Genomic DNA, 13119 nt, shown 5'->3' with positions numbered 1-13119 from the left:
TAATAACCGCCGCAATAAAAGCGCGTGGGATTGTCTGCAAGGTTTCGTGAAAATTTCGTTGATTGAATATTTGGCAACACAAAAGGGCCAGCGCCTAGTGGCGAGGGAGCTTGCTCTCTCGCCACAGGAGCAGACTGTCGCTGATGTCAGTCGTTGCTCGGCTTGTTGATCGCCTGCAGCACGTATTGCGGCATGGCGAACGCACCGATATGAATCTCGGGGTTGTAGTAGCGCGTCACGATACCGCTGCCGGTAAAGCGCTCGCGCAGGGTTTCGCGGGAGAGCTTGCGGTAAGCGGCGTTGGTCGAACCCCAGGCAAAGGTCATGGCGCCGCCGATATAGGTCGGCACGGCGGCCTGGTAGAAATGCCAGTCGGCGAACAGGCCGTGCAAGCGCCCGGCGGTGGTCTGGACTTCGCCCAACTGCATGAACGGCGTGCCGTTCTGAGTGACCAGGATCCCGCCTTCATTGAGGCAGCGGTGGCATGCCTGGTAGAAATTCTCCGAGAACAGTACTTCGCCCGGACCGATCGGGTCGGTGGAGTCGGAAATGATGACGTCGAATTTTTCCTGGGTCGTGGCAACGAAACGCATGCCATCGTCAATCACCAGGTTCAGGCGCGGGTCGTCATAGGCGCCCTTGGAATGGTTCGGCAAAAACTCCTTGCACATGTCCACCACCGTGCCGTCGATCTCCACCATGGTGATGTGCTCGATGCCCACATGCTTGGTCACTTCCCGCAGCATGCCGCCGTCACCACCGCCGATGATCAGCACGCGCTTGACCGCGCCATGGGCCAGGATCGGCACGTGGGTCAACATCTCGTGGTAGATATATTCATCGGCTTCGGTGGTCTGGATCACGCCATCCAGGGCCATGACCCGGCCCATGCGCGGGTTTTCGAAAATCACCAGGTGCTGGTGCTCGGTGCGCACTTCATGCAGCAGCTTGTCCATGCGAAAACGCTGGCCATAGCCTTCGTAGAGGGTTTCAAGGTAATCGCCGGTCGGGGTGGTCGTCATGGTCAGGTGCTCCGATAAATACGCGGTTGGCCAGTGAGGCTCGCAAAGGCGCGCATTCTACGACGCTGGGGATGACAGGTCGAACCTTCAACTGTCTGACGACACAACGCAGCCTTTGTGGCGAGGGAGCAAGCTCCCTCCCCATGGTTTTTTAGTTGAATTTGCGTCCGAGCCCAGCCGGCACGCCTTCGATGGTGGTGTCTTCCCACGGCCCGTTCGGGCTGACGGAACGGCTCCATCCATTGTTCCAGCGATAGTAGGTGCGCTGGCGGTAGAAGGTATTGGTCTGATCATCCAGCACATAGACCCCGAGCTTGGCATCCCAATGGCTGTTGCCGCCGGGTGGGGGCGCGAAACTGGCGGAGGTACGCGGCACTGGCTTGGCCGGTTTGTTCGGGGTCACCGGTTTGCCGGGGGCGGTCGACGGTGCTGGCTTGGTGGTCGGCGTCGACGGCGGTATGGGCGGCAGCGGCGCCGAAGGTTCGGGCGGACGCTGGACCGCACAAGCGCTCAGGCCCAGGACGAGCGTGAGCAGTGTGATACGAGCGATGGCGGTCATGGGGCGAGTTCCTGTCATTGGTCCGGACTGTCGATGGTCAATTGCTGCGGTGCGGTGGTATTGCTCGCCAAGGGCTGGCTGCGACCGATCCACTCGCCGGCGGTCGGTTGACCGGCCCGGGATATACGCGCCACCAGTTGGACTTCGGGGAAGTTCGACAGTTTCAGCTGCGGCATCATTGCGTCCGCGTCACCCAACTCGACGCTGGCGGGCAGGTCGGCGACGGTCAGGCGCTTGGCCGCCAGCGGCGCCGGCGGGCCGGAAACGGCGCGGGCGAAAATGAACACGCTGTCGCCCGGCTGCACCTTCGCCTTGAGCGCCGGAGCCAGGTCGACGCGAACCTTGAGCAGTGCCACGGCCTTGGCCGTCGGCGCCTGGGCGAGCTTGCCCCCACTGGCCTGGAGCTTCTCGGTGGCCCGGGTGATGCCGCCCTGCAACGCTTCGCGGGATCTATCGCCTTCAGGCAATTGCGCCAGCAAGCGTTCCCAATAATCGATCGCTTCCTGATAACGCTCGCCTTCAAACGCGGCGATGCCCAACAGGCCAAGGCTGGTCACTTCCTTGGGGTCGAGCTTCAGCGCTTCGTCGGTCAGGGCCTGGACTTTATCCGACCATTTCTTGCCATCGGCAAAGTACTGCGCCTGCGCCCATTGGCCCAACAGCTCCGGTTGGCGACCCGCGACCGCCACGGTGCGTTCGAAAATCTTCGCCGCGTCCGCCGGCCGATCCTGCGCCATGTAGGTCCGACCGAGGAAATACAAGCCCTCGGCGGAATCCGGTTGTGCCGCCACCGCGCGCTCCAGGCGCAGGGTCATCTCCTCCATGGACTGCGGCGCCTGGGCGAATTCGCGGGTCAGTTCGACTTTGTCGATGGCACCGAAATGCAGGTACAACGCCAGGCCCAACACCGGCACCAGCACAGCGGCGAGAAGCGGCAACGGCTTGCCCAGGCGTGATTCACGCGGCGCATCGGCGCCTTCGGTATCAGCCAACAATTCTCGGGCGGCCTCGGCGCGCCCGGTGTCCAGTTGGGACGCGTTGAGCACGCCCTCTTCCCGCTCGGCCTGCAGTTCGGCAACCCGCTCCTGATACAGCGCCACGTTCAGCGCGGTGCGATCTTCTTCCAATTGGGCGCGACGGCCACGTAACACGGGGATCAACAGAAAACTCAGGGCGACCAGGAGAAGCAGACCTGCGGCGAGCCAGAAATCAATCATGCTTGGTTTTATCCAACAGTTGGTCGAGGCGCTGGCGCTCTTCGACAGAAAGCGTATCCGGGGCGGCGCTGCGCTGCACCCGACGGCGGCGCACGATCACCGCGATCACCACGAAACCACCCAGCAGCAGCCCGGCGGGGCCGAACCAGAGCAGCGCGGTCTTGGAAGACAGGGCTGGGTTGTAGCGCACGAACTCACCGTAGCGATCCACCATGAAATCGATGATTTGCTGGTTGTCCTTGCCCTCGCCGAGCATCCGGAAGATTTCCTTGCGCAAATCGGTCGCGATCGGCGCGTTGGAATCGGCGATGTCCTGATTCTGACATTTGGGGCAGCGCAACTCCTTGGTCAGCTCGCGAAACCGCTCGCGCTCCGCGTCATTGGCGAATTCATAGGTATCGATGGCGGCATGGGCCACACCCGACAGACTCAAACCGAGGACAGCGGCGGCTAACCAGCGCTTCATGGCTTGGCCTCATCCACCAGGGCCTGGTATTTGCCAGCCAGTTTTTCGCGCCAGACCTGTTCGTCGATCACACCGACGAACTTGTCGCGGATGATGCCCTTGGCGTCGATGAAGAAGGTTTCCGGCGCGCCGTACACACCCAGGTTCAGGCCGAGGGTGCCCTCTTCGTCGCGGATATCGAGCTGATATGGGTTGTGGAATTCAGCCAGCCATTTCAAGGCGTCGGCATTGACGTCCTTGTAATTGACGCCGTAGATCACCACGCCATTCTGGGCCAGCTTGTTCAACACCGGATGCTCGACCCGGCAGGAAATGCACCAGGTGCCCCACACGTTGACCAACGCCGGCTTGCCCTGCAGGTCGGCGTGGGTCAGGGTCCTGTCGCCTTGTACCGAGGGCAGGGAAAATTCCGGGAACGGCTTGCCGATCAGCGCCGAGGGCAACTCCGACGGATTCAAGAACAGCCCCCGGTAGAGGAACACCGCAACCATCAGGAACAGCGCCAGCGGCAATACCATCAACCAACGTTTCATGCAGTGGCTCCTGTCACGCCCAGCGCTTCACGCACCCGGGTCTTCACTTTGACGCGATAACGACGATCCAGCGCCGCCAGGACTCCGCCCAGGCCGGTCAGCAAGCCACCGAACCAGATCCAGCGCACGAACGGCTTGACGTGGACGCGCACCGCCCAGGCGCCATCGCCCAGGGATTCGCCCAGCGCGACATAGAGATCACGGGTGAAACCAGCATCGATCCCGGCTTCGGTCATCACCGAGTTCTGCACGGTGTAGAGGCGTTTCTCCGGGTGCAGCACGGTAATTTCCTGGCCGTTGCGAAGGACCCGCACGGTGCCCTTGTCGGAGGTGAAGTTAGGCCCCTCGATATGCTTGGCGCCCTCGAAGACGAACTGGTAGCCACCCAGGTCCATGGATTCGCCTGGCGACAGTCGCAGGTCACGTTCGGCACTGTTCTGGCTGGACAGCACCACGCCCAGGGCGCAAACGGCGATGCCCAGGTGGGCGAGTTGCATGCCCCAATAACTGCGGGTCAGGGTCGGCAGGCCCTTGATCAGGCCTTTGTGACGGGTCTTGTCGAAGACGTCCCGAACGCCGGCCAGCAACACCCAGGCGGCCAGGACGAAGGTCGCCAGCACGGCCCAGTTGAAGTCGCCGTAGGCGATCCCGGCCACCACGGCCAGGGCAGCCGTGCCCAACAGCACCGGTGTCAGCATGCCCATCAGCCATTTGACCGGCGTGTCTTTCCAGCGCACCAGCACGCCGACGGCCATCACCAACATGAGGATCGCCATCAGCGGTATGAACAATGCGTTGAAATACGGCGGGCCAACCGACAGCTTGGCGCCGGACAACGCATCGAGCACCAGCGGGTACAGCGTGCCCAGCAGGATCATCGACGCCGCCACCACCAGCACCAGGTTGTTGCCCAACAGCAGGGTTTCCCGGGACCAGAGGTTGAAGCCGACCTGGCTCTTGACCACCGGCGCGCGCAAGGCGAACAGCGTCAGCGAACCGCCGACCACGACCATCAGGAACATCAGGATGAACACGCCACGCTCCGGGTCCGAGGCGAAGGCATGCACCGACGTCAGCACGCCGGAACGCACGAGGAAGGTTCCCAGCAGGCTCAAGGAGAATGCCGCGATGGCCAGCAGGACCGTCCAGCTCTTGAATACCCCGCGCTTTTCCGTGACCGCCAGGGAATGGATCAGGGCCGTGCCGACGAGCCATGGCATGAACGAGGCGTTTTCCACCGGGTCCCAGAACCACCAGCCGCCCCAGCCGAGTTCATAGTAGGCCCACCACGAGCCGAGGGTGATGCCGATGCCGAGAAAAGCCCAGGCAACAATGGTCCATGGGCGCGACCAGCGAGCCCAAGCGGCATCGAGCCGACCACCGAGCAACGCGGCGATGGCAAACGCGAAGGCCACGGAAAAACCGACGTACCCCATGTACAGCATCGGCGGATGGACAATCAGGCCTATGTCCTGGAGCAACGGGTTCAGGTCGCGACCGTCGGTCGGCACCTGGGGCAGGATGCGCTCGAACGGGTTGGACGTGACGATCAAAAACAGCAGGAAACCGGTGCTGATGATGCCCATCACCGCCAATACCCGGGCCAGCATCACCTGGGGCAATTGCCGCGAGAACACCGACACGGCAAAGGTCCAGCCGGCGAGGATCAAGGCCCAGAGCAACAACGAACCTTCGTGGGCGCCCCACACCGCGCTGAACTTGTAGTACCAGGGCAAGGCGCTGTTGGAGTTGCTGGCGACGTACTCAACGGAAAAGTCGTCGGCCATGAACGCGTAGGTCAGGCAGGCGAAGGCAAACAGCATGAACGCGAACTGTCCCCATGCCGCTGGCTGGGCGAGGCTCATCCACAGACGGTCACCACGCCAGGCGCCGAGCAATGGAACCACGGCCTGCACCAGGGAGAAACACAGGGCCAGGATCATCGCCAGATGGCCCAGCTCGGGAATGAAGATACCGGTGGTCATCTTATCAACCCTCCTTCGCGGGCGCGGGCGCCGATTGGCCGCTGTCTTTCAGGGCCTTGGTCACTTCCGGCGGCATGTACTTCTCGTCGTGCTTGGCCAGCACTTCGTCCGCCACCACCACGCCGTCTGCATTGAGCTTGCCCAGGGCGACGATGCCCTGCCCTTCGCGGAACAGGTCAGGGAGAATGCCGCGGTAGGTGATGGTCACGGTCTTGTTGAAGTCGGTGACGTTGAACCTCACGTCCAGCGAATCGCCGGAACGCACCAGCGACCCCTGCTCCACCATGCCGCCGGCGCGGATGCGAGTGTCCTTGGGCGCCTCTCCGCTGGCAATCTGCGTCGGGGTATAGAACAGGTTGATGTTCTGCTGCAGGGCGCTCAGGGCCAGGCCGACCGCCGCGCCGACGCCGACCAGGATCGCCAGAATGATGACAAGACGTTTTTTGCGCAGCGGATTCACTGACCATTCTCCCGGCGCAGACGACGCGCCTCTTGTTGCAGATACCGCTTGCGGGCCAGGATCGGCGCCGCCACGTTGAGAGCCAGCACCGCCAGGCAAATGCCGTAGGCTGACCAGACATACAAGCCGTGATGGCCCATGGCGAGGAAATCGCCGAATGACGCGAAACTCATCGAGCGGCCTCCAGGCTGTTCTGTACTTCGGCTTTCACCCAGCTGGCCCGGGACTCGCGCTTGAGCACTTCCAGGCGCATGCGCAGCAGCAGCACCGCGCCGAAGAAGCAATAGAACCCCAGCGCGGTCAGCAACAGCGGCAGCCACATCTCCACCGGCATCGCCGGTTTTTCAGTGAGGGTGAAGGTCGCGCCCTGGTGCAGGGTGTTCCACCACTCCACCGAGTACTTGATGATCGGGATGTTGATCACCCCGACGATCGCCAGCACCGCGCAGGCCTTGGCGGCGCTGTCACGATTGCTGATGGCATTGCCCAGCGCAATAAGACCGAAGTACAGGAACAGCAGGATCAGCATCGACGTCAGTCGTGCATCCCAGACCCACCACGAACCCCAGGTCGGCTTGCCCCAGATGGCCCCGGTGACCAGCGCCACGGCGGTCATCCAGGCGCCGATGGGCGCGGCGCATTGCAGGGCTACGTCGGCCAGCTTCATTTTCCACACCAGCCCGACCACGCCGCATACCGCCAGCATCACGTAGATCGACTGGGCCAGCATCGCCGTCGGGACATGGATATAGATAATGCGGAAGCTGTTGCCTTGCTGATAGTCCGGCGGCGCGAACGCCAAGCCCCAGACCACGCCGATGCCGATCAGCAACAGGGCGGCGATGCTCAACCAGGGCAGCATTTTGCCACTGATGCCGTAGAACCACTTGGGTGAGCCGAGCTTGTGAAACCAGGTCCAGTTCATTGCAGATTCCATCACGGTTGCGGCTCGCTATCGCGAACCGCTGGGGCGGCCTTTACTTCCTGGGAAGTGGTCAACTCCTGACCAGGCCTCATTATTATTCGCCGACGCTGATCTTCAGGCCAGCGGCTATTGCAAAGGGTGTCAGGGTTATCGCCAGGGCGGTCAGGCTCCCAAGCCATAGCAGATAACCGGTCGCCGGCATGCCTTGCAGTGCCGCTTGCAAGGCGCCACTTCCAAGGATCAATACCGGTATGTACAGCGGCAGAATCAGCAGGGCCAGCAACAAGCCTCCGCGCTTGAGCCCCACAGTCAGCGCCGCGCCTACCGCGCCGAGCAGGCTCAGCACCGGCGTGCCCAGCAACAGCGACAACAGCAGCACCGGCATGCAGGCCGCGGGCAAGCCCAGCATCATCGCCATCAACGGCGAGAGCAGCACCAGCGCCAGGCCGGAAAAAACCCAGTGTGCCAGTACCTTGGCCAAAACCAGAAGGGCCAGGGGGTGCGACGAAAGGACCCACTGTTCCAGGGATCCGTCCTCGAAATCACTGCGGAAAAGCCCGTCCAGCGAGAGCAGGACCGATAAAAGCGCTGCCACCCAGACCAGTCCAGGCGACAACGTTTGCAACAATTGAGTCTCCGGGCCGACCGCAAGCGGGAACAAGGCGATGACGATTGCGAAGAATACCAACGGGTTGGCCAGTTCGGCCGGACGACGGAACAACAGGCGCGCCTCACGGGCGAGCAACAAGCCAAAGACACTCATACCGCCCAGTTCCCCAGGTCGATGCTGCGATAACCGGAGGGCATCCGGGCCAAGGTGTGGTGCGTGGTCAGCAACACCATGCCGCCGTTTTCGCAATGGCCGGCCAGGTGTTCTTCAAGTTGCGCCACGCCCTGCTTGTCCAGAGCGGTGAACGGCTCGTCGAGGATCCACAGTGGCGGGCTGTCCAGGTACAGCCGGGCCAGGGCCACGCGGCGCTGCTGGCCGGCCGACAGGGTATGGCTCGGAACGTCCTCGAAACCTTTCAATCCCACCGCCGCCAATGCCCGCCAGATCGCCTCGCGCCCAGCCGGACGATGCAGCGCGCAGAGCCAACTCAGGTTCTCTTCGGGGGTCAGCAGGTCCTTGATGCCGGCGGCATGGCCGATCCAGAGCAGGTTGCGTGCCAGTTCGCTACGCTGGCTGTGCAGCGGCTGGCCGTTGAGCAGGATCTCGCCGGCGGTGGGCTGCATCAACCCGGCCAGCAGGCGCAACAGGCTGGTCTTGCCACTGCCGTTGGGGCCACTGATCTGTACCATATCGCCAGGCGAGAGTCTCAATTCGAGATTTTCGAAAAGCAGTCGCAGATCTCGCTCACAGGCGAGGCCGACGGTTTGCAGGAGAGGACTGGTCAAGGGATCACGAGCCTTATACGGTTCAAGTCGGCAGTGCGGCAGCCGTTAAAGTGATGCAGCATAGATGCATTGACGGCCCGATCCACAGAGCTGCGTCAAACAATTGCAAGGTTTTGCCACTCTCTGGAAGGCGGGCGGCATTATACATGTGAAGTTCTTCTCTCAAGAGCGCTGATTTCCCCAAGGTAATACCGCAGATGACAGGCGACATGAACATCCCGCCGCTGCCCCAGCCCACGGCAACGACACGTATGCCGGCGGTCACGGGCGAGTTGCTCAAGCTGCTGGCACCGGCCGAGGGATTGATCGGTCCGGGCCAGACCGCCAAGGCCGAGGTGCTGTCGCTCAAGCAGGCGGACCAGGCTTTCCAACTGCTGCTCAAGGTCACGCTGGAGAGCGGCCGGCAGGCCACCGTACAAGCCACCAGCACCCAGCCGCTGCCCCAGGGCACCAGCCTGGCCGTGACTCAGCCTTCGGCCAGCAACCTGGCGATTACCGTGCAGCAGGCCCTCGCCTCCAGCGTCGCCGCCCTGACCCGGATCGACACCGCGCAATTGCCCGTGGGCACTTTGTTGCAGGGCAAAGTGCTGACCAGCCAGGCCTTGCCGCAACAGCCCGGGCAACCGGCGGTGTATCGCTCGCTGGTAAGCCTGCTCAACACCGTGCAGGCCGGCAGCATCCTGGACATCGACAGCCCGCAGCCGCTGCGCATCGGCATGCTGTTGAGCGCCCAGGTACAGGATGCTCAGACATTGAAATTCGTGCCCTTGAGCAATCGCCAGGAGCAATTGGCGGTGAGCCAGCAATTGGTGACGCAAGTGAGCCGCCAGGGCTCGCTGGACAGCCTGCTCACCGCCCTGCAAAACCTTCCCGCCAGCGATGACGCCGGCCCCGAACTGCGCGCGGCGGTGACACGCCTGCTGGCTGGCCTGCCGGACGTACAACAACTGAGCACACCCAAGGGCCTGGCCCAAGCCATGGTCGCCAGCGGCGTGTTCCTGGAAAGCAAGCTGCTGGCCGGCCAACCGCCAAGCCTGGCCCCGGACATGAAAGGCGACCTGCTGAAACTGATCGCCCAACTGACACCCGCCCTGCCCGCTTCCACCAACCTCTCCGCGGTCATCGCCGCCAACACCCTGGCCCAGGCATTGCCCAGCTTCGTGCGCAGCGCCCTGGGGATGCTCGGCCAGGTCAGCGCCAAGCCACAACCCACCGGCTTTCCGCTGCCCGCCAGATTATTGAAAGGTCAGGATGAAGAAGGTGACCTGGAGCATCTGCTGCGCCTGGCGGCCGCCGCCGTGTCACGCCTGCAAAGCCATCAGCTGTCCAGCCTGGAGCAAACCGGGCTGACCGATGACGGCCGGTTGATGAGCACTTGGCAACTGGAGATTCCGATGCGCAACCTGCAGGACATCGTGCCGTTGCAGGTCAAGTTCCAGCGCGAGGAAACCGCCGCCCGGGAACAACCGGACGAACGCCGCGAACAAACCGAACCGAAACAGCAGCTCTGGCGGGTCGAGCTGGCCTTCGACATGGAACCGCTGGGGCCGCTGCAGATCCAGGCCCAGTTGCTCAGTGGCAGCCTTTCCAGTCAGCTGTGGGCAGAACGAGCGTACACCGCGAGCCTGATCGAAAGGAACCTGACCGCATTGCGCGAGCGCCTTGTGACGTGCGGGTTGAATGTCGGCGACCTCGACTGCCACCTCGGCACCCCGCCCCAAGGACCCAAGACCCGGCTGGAACAACGCTGGGTGGACGAAACCGCATGACAACCCACACCGAACCCCGCCAGGCCATCGCCCTCAAGTACGACGGCCACCACGCCCCCACCCTCACCGCCAAGGGCGACGAAGCCCTGGCCGAGGAAATCCTGCGCATCGCCCGCGAGAGCGAAGTACCGATCTACGAAAATGCTGAACTGGTGAAGTTGCTGGCACGGCTGGAGCTGGGCGACAGCATTCCGGAAGAGTTGTACCGCACGATTGCCGAGATCATTGCGTTTGCCTGGAATCTGAAGGGCAAATTTCCCCAGGGCTTCGACCCGCATGCGCAAAACAGCGAGAAAGACGTGACGGAGCGTGGGGATGATTACTAATCGCTGAACGCGCTACCCGTGGCGAGGGAGCTTGCTCCCGCTCGGCTGCGAAGCAGTCGTAAAAACCTGGGGCCGCTGCGCGACACAGCGGGAGCACGCTCCCTCGCCACGGGGACCGGGCTGGAATGATTATTTCTGAACGCCAGAAAAACCTGTGGGAGCGAGCCTGCTCGCGATGGCGGTCATACATTCAGCATATTTGCTGACTGTCACACCGCTATCGCGAGCAAGCTCGCTCCCACACAGAGGTCACGGAACGCGGGAATGATCAGCGATCAGCGACGACGCTACCCGTGGCGAGGGAGCTTGCTCCCGCTCGGCTGCGAAGCAGTCGTAAAAACTTGGGGCCGCTGCGCGACCCAGCGGGAGCAAGCTCCCTCGCCACGGGGACCGGGCTGGAATGATTATTTCTGAACGCCAGAAAAACCTGTGGGAGCGAGCCTGCTCGCGATGGCGGTCATACATTCAGCATATTTGCTGACTGTCACACCGCTATCGCGAGCAAGCTCGCTCCCACATGGGTCCTGGGGATAGATAGATATCAGCCGCCCTTGTGCAACTTGCTCATCAATTCGGCTTCGGCCTGGGTCAGGCCGCACGCCTGGGTCAGTTCGTCGATGCTGGCGCCCATGCCGACCAGCCGGGCGGCTTGGGCAAAGGACAAGCTGGAGGGGTCGCGCTGTTCCAGTTGCGCCAGTTTGTCCGGCAATGGCGCGACGACGGCACGCAGCTCATGGAGCGCTTCGCCCATGCGCACGGTGCCGTTCTGATAGTCGTCGACACGCTTGGCCAGGTCCCGGATGCGCTGATCGCGCAGCGCATCGCCCTGGGCCTGTTGAGCGGCGATTTCCCGCTGGCCACGTATGTAAGACAAAAACATCGCCAGCGTGCCTGCCCAGAAAAGGAACAGGACAATGACTGCTACCTCAAGAATCAAATCAGATACTCTCCAGTTCCGACCACTCTTCTTCGCTCATCATTTTTTCCAGTTCGACCAGGATCAGCAACTCGTTGTTCTTGTTGCACACGCCCTGGATGAACTTGGCCGATTCCTCGTTACCGACGTTAGGCGCGGTTTCGATTTCCGACTGACGCAAGTAAACCACTTCAGCAACGCTGTCGACCAGGATACCGACCACTTGCTTGTCCGCCTCGATGATCACGATACGGGTGTTGTCGTTGACCTCGGTGGAGTTCAAGCCGAAACGCTGACGGGTGTCGATCACGGTCACGACGTTACCACGCAGGTTGATGATGCCCAGCACGTAGCTTGGCGCACCCGGGACCGGGGCGATCTCGGTGTAGCGCAGCACTTCCTGCACGCGCATCACGTTGATGCCGTAGGTTTCGTTATCGAGCTTGAAAGTCACCCATTGCAAGATCGGATCTTCGGAACCCTTGAGAGACGACGCCTTATCATTCATACCCTGACCCCTCGAAAAACCGCCTGTGGCGGTGTGTGTTCTGTCCGGCGTCGCCCTGCGCCGCCGGTTGTCTTATTTCGGTTTCCGGACCGGCTTGGCGCCGTCCAGGTGTTTTGCCCCGCCGCTGGCGATCAGCTCCGCCAGTTCGGAAACGTCCAGCAAGGCGCACATGTGTTCGATCACCGTACCGGCCAGCCATGGCCGTTGCCCTCGATGGCTGCGCCACTTGATCTCGTTCGGGTCCAGGCGCAGCGAACGGCTGACCTGATGCACCGCCAATCCCCATTCGTAGCCCTGCACAGAAATCACGTACTGCAGGCCCTGGCGAAAATCATCGCGATAACGATCCGGCATGACCCAGCGCGCGGTGTCCAGCACTTTCAGGTTGCCGGCCTGGCTCGGCAGGATTCCGAGGAACCACTCCGGTTGGCCAAACAACGGCGTCAATTCCTGCCCGGCCAGGGAGTAGATCGATCCCAGGCACACCAGCGGCACCGCCAGCGTCAAACCGGCCACATCGAACAACAAGCACTCGAACGGCTCGGCGGCCCACGCCGGGCGATCATCGCCCGGCGCCGGCGGCGGCGTGTTGCTCGGCGGCATGTGGATTTCCACTACCGGCGTCACCAACCCCTGCAACAATGGCGCGACGGTGGAGACCGGCGCCAGGATCGGTGCGGGTGCTTCCATCACCGCCAACTGCGGCTTGACGAACGGCGCTTCCACCGCTGTCACAACCGCTGAAGCCTGTGCATCACGGGCCTGCTCCTCGAGCACGGCGGCCTGGAACTCGTCGAGCGCGGGTTCGGCTTCGACAGGCTCGGGCAACGCCTGGAACGCGCTCGGCTGCGCTGGCAATTCATCGGTCGCTTCCTGCAACAGCCCATCCAGATAGGACTGCAGGGCCAATTGGGGACGCGAAGTTGTCTTGATGGGGCGGTTCATGGGAACTGTGCGCCACTTGAAAAGGTTATCGGCATGGATACGGCAGGACTTGAGCGCCCGCAAGCAAGCACAACGTCTAAGGAGAACTTCATC

The 13119-nt window shown here is 62.5% G+C and carries 16 protein-coding genes; 2 read left to right on the top strand and 14 right to left on the bottom strand.

Translation table 11 applies throughout. The annotated features are described in order from the left end of the window. Positions 1 to 146: 146 nt before the first annotated feature. From speE to ccmA, 11 genes are all read right to left on the bottom strand, one after another. On the bottom strand, positions 147 to 1022 hold the full coding sequence (gene speE / locus J3P81_RS07875; protein WP_434563036.1) for a polyamine aminopropyltransferase: 876 nt from the start codon (positions 1020 to 1022) through the stop codon (positions 147 to 149). A 151-nt stretch (positions 1023 to 1173) separates the two neighbouring features. Continuing rightward, on the bottom strand, positions 1174 to 1581 hold the full coding sequence (locus J3P81_RS07870) for a hypothetical protein (RefSeq protein ID WP_434563034.1): 408 nt from the start codon (positions 1579 to 1581) through the stop codon (positions 1174 to 1176). A 14-nt stretch (positions 1582 to 1595) separates the two neighbouring features. Continuing rightward, on the bottom strand, positions 1596 to 2798 hold the full coding sequence (gene ccmI / locus J3P81_RS07865) for a c-type cytochrome biogenesis protein CcmI (RefSeq protein WP_434563032.1): 1203 nt from the start codon (positions 2796 to 2798) through the stop codon (positions 1596 to 1598). After that, the gene (locus tag J3P81_RS07860; protein WP_420767895.1) at positions 2791 to 3264 is read right to left on the bottom strand and encodes a cytochrome c-type biogenesis protein; all 474 of its coding nucleotides are present in this window, start codon (positions 3262 to 3264) and stop codon (positions 2791 to 2793) included. Before J3P81_RS07860 ends, ccmI begins: the two co-directional genes overlap by 8 nt. Then, positions 3261 to 3797: a DsbE family thiol:disulfide interchange protein gene (locus J3P81_RS07855; protein ID WP_420767896.1), complete on the bottom strand. Its 537-nt coding sequence runs from the start codon at positions 3795 to 3797 to the stop codon at positions 3261 to 3263. The genes J3P81_RS07860 and J3P81_RS07855 overlap by 4 nt, the downstream gene beginning before the upstream one ends. Beyond that, positions 3794 to 5782, bottom strand: a complete 1989-nt coding sequence (locus J3P81_RS07850; protein ID WP_434563030.1) for a heme lyase CcmF/NrfE family subunit — start codon at positions 5780 to 5782, stop codon at positions 3794 to 3796. Before J3P81_RS07850 ends, J3P81_RS07855 begins: the two co-directional genes overlap by 4 nt. A gap of 4 nt (positions 5783 to 5786) precedes the next feature. Continuing rightward, entirely contained in the window at positions 5787 to 6242 is a 456-nt protein-coding gene (gene ccmE, locus J3P81_RS07845; protein WP_434563028.1) for a cytochrome c maturation protein CcmE, read from the bottom strand. After that, a complete protein-coding gene (ccmD, locus tag J3P81_RS07840; protein WP_007939192.1) occupies positions 6239 to 6415 on the bottom strand; it encodes a heme exporter protein CcmD in 177 nt (58 codons plus the stop codon). Before ccmD ends, ccmE begins: the two co-directional genes overlap by 4 nt. Further along, the gene (locus tag J3P81_RS07835; protein ID WP_420767899.1) at positions 6412 to 7167 is read right to left on the bottom strand and encodes a heme ABC transporter permease; all 756 of its coding nucleotides are present in this window, start codon (positions 7165 to 7167) and stop codon (positions 6412 to 6414) included. The genes ccmD and J3P81_RS07835 overlap by 4 nt, the downstream gene beginning before the upstream one ends. A gap of 94 nt (positions 7168 to 7261) precedes the next feature. After that, the gene (gene ccmB, locus J3P81_RS07830) at positions 7262 to 7930 is read right to left on the bottom strand and encodes a heme exporter protein CcmB (protein ID WP_420767900.1); all 669 of its coding nucleotides are present in this window, start codon (positions 7928 to 7930) and stop codon (positions 7262 to 7264) included. After that, positions 7927 to 8562, bottom strand: a complete 636-nt coding sequence (gene ccmA, locus J3P81_RS07825; protein ID WP_434563026.1) for a cytochrome c biogenesis heme-transporting ATPase CcmA — start codon at positions 8560 to 8562, stop codon at positions 7927 to 7929. The genes ccmB and ccmA overlap by 4 nt, the downstream gene beginning before the upstream one ends. 197 nt (positions 8563 to 8759) lie before the next feature. On the opposite strand from ccmA, the gene J3P81_RS07820 reads away from it, so the two are divergent. Then, positions 8760 to 10331, top strand: coding sequence for a flagellar hook-length control protein FliK (locus J3P81_RS07820; RefSeq protein ID WP_434563024.1), 1572 nt, complete (start codon positions 8760 to 8762; stop codon positions 10329 to 10331). Continuing rightward, on the top strand, positions 10328 to 10657 hold the full coding sequence (locus J3P81_RS07815; RefSeq protein ID WP_434563022.1) for an EscU/YscU/HrcU family type III secretion system export apparatus switch protein: 330 nt from the start codon (positions 10328 to 10330) through the stop codon (positions 10655 to 10657). Before J3P81_RS07820 ends, J3P81_RS07815 begins: the two co-directional genes overlap by 4 nt. Positions 10658 to 11198: 541 nt before the next feature. On the opposite strand, the gene J3P81_RS07810 is transcribed toward J3P81_RS07815, so the two are convergent. From J3P81_RS07810 to J3P81_RS07800, 3 genes are all read right to left on the bottom strand, one after another. Continuing rightward, entirely contained in the window at positions 11199 to 11594 is a 396-nt protein-coding gene (locus J3P81_RS07810; protein ID WP_420767359.1) for a DUF2802 domain-containing protein, read from the bottom strand. A 1-nt stretch (position 11595) separates the two neighbouring features. Further along, entirely contained in the window at positions 11596 to 12081 is a 486-nt protein-coding gene (locus J3P81_RS07805; RefSeq protein ID WP_024778681.1) for a chemotaxis protein CheW, read from the bottom strand. Between the two features lie 72 nt (positions 12082 to 12153). After that, positions 12154 to 13026: a CheW domain-containing protein gene (locus J3P81_RS07800; protein WP_420767360.1), complete on the bottom strand. Its 873-nt coding sequence runs from the start codon at positions 13024 to 13026 to the stop codon at positions 12154 to 12156. Positions 13027 to 13119: the final 93 nt, after the last annotated feature.

Origin of the sequence: Pseudomonas sp. R1-6, from assembly GCF_051132115.1 — a bacterium.
Lineage (GTDB): Bacteria > Pseudomonadota > Gammaproteobacteria > Pseudomonadales > Pseudomonadaceae > Aquipseudomonas.
This window is presented reverse-complemented; position numbering and strand designations above follow the sequence as displayed.

Excerpts from the sequence above, each read along its gene's own strand:
- speE (WP_434563036.1), bottom strand. The coding sequence starts at position 1,022 with ATGACGACCACCCCGACCGGCGATTACCTTGAAACCCTCTACGAAGGC.
- J3P81_RS07870 (WP_434563034.1), bottom strand. The coding sequence starts at position 1,581 with ATGACCGCCATCGCTCGTATCACACTGCTCACGCTCGTCCTGGGCCTG.
- ccmI (WP_434563032.1), bottom strand. The coding sequence starts at position 2,798 with ATGATTGATTTCTGGCTCGCCGCAGGTCTGCTTCTCCTGGTCGCCCTG.
- J3P81_RS07860 (WP_420767895.1), bottom strand. The coding sequence starts at position 3,264 with ATGAAGCGCTGGTTAGCCGCCGCTGTCCTCGGTTTGAGTCTGTCGGGT.
- J3P81_RS07855 (WP_420767896.1), bottom strand. The coding sequence starts at position 3,797 with ATGAAACGTTGGTTGATGGTATTGCCGCTGGCGCTGTTCCTGATGGTT.
- J3P81_RS07850 (WP_434563030.1), bottom strand. The coding sequence starts at position 5,782 with ATGACCACCGGTATCTTCATTCCCGAGCTGGGCCATCTGGCGATGATC.
- ccmD (WP_007939192.1), bottom strand. The coding sequence starts at position 6,415 with ATGAGTTTCGCGTCATTCGGCGATTTCCTCGCCATGGGCCATCACGGC.
- J3P81_RS07835 (WP_420767899.1), bottom strand. The coding sequence starts at position 7,167 with ATGAACTGGACCTGGTTTCACAAGCTCGGCTCACCCAAGTGGTTCTAC.
- ccmB (WP_420767900.1), bottom strand. The coding sequence starts at position 7,930 with ATGAGTGTCTTTGGCTTGTTGCTCGCCCGTGAGGCGCGCCTGTTGTTC.
- J3P81_RS07820 (WP_434563024.1), top strand. The coding sequence starts at position 8,760 with ATGACAGGCGACATGAACATCCCGCCGCTGCCCCAGCCCACGGCAACG.
- J3P81_RS07815 (WP_434563022.1), top strand. The coding sequence starts at position 10,328 with ATGACAACCCACACCGAACCCCGCCAGGCCATCGCCCTCAAGTACGAC.
- J3P81_RS07805 (WP_024778681.1), bottom strand. The coding sequence starts at position 12,081 with ATGAATGATAAGGCGTCGTCTCTCAAGGGTTCCGAAGATCCGATCTTG.
- J3P81_RS07800 (WP_420767360.1), bottom strand. The coding sequence starts at position 13,026 with ATGAACCGCCCCATCAAGACAACTTCGCGTCCCCAATTGGCCCTGCAG.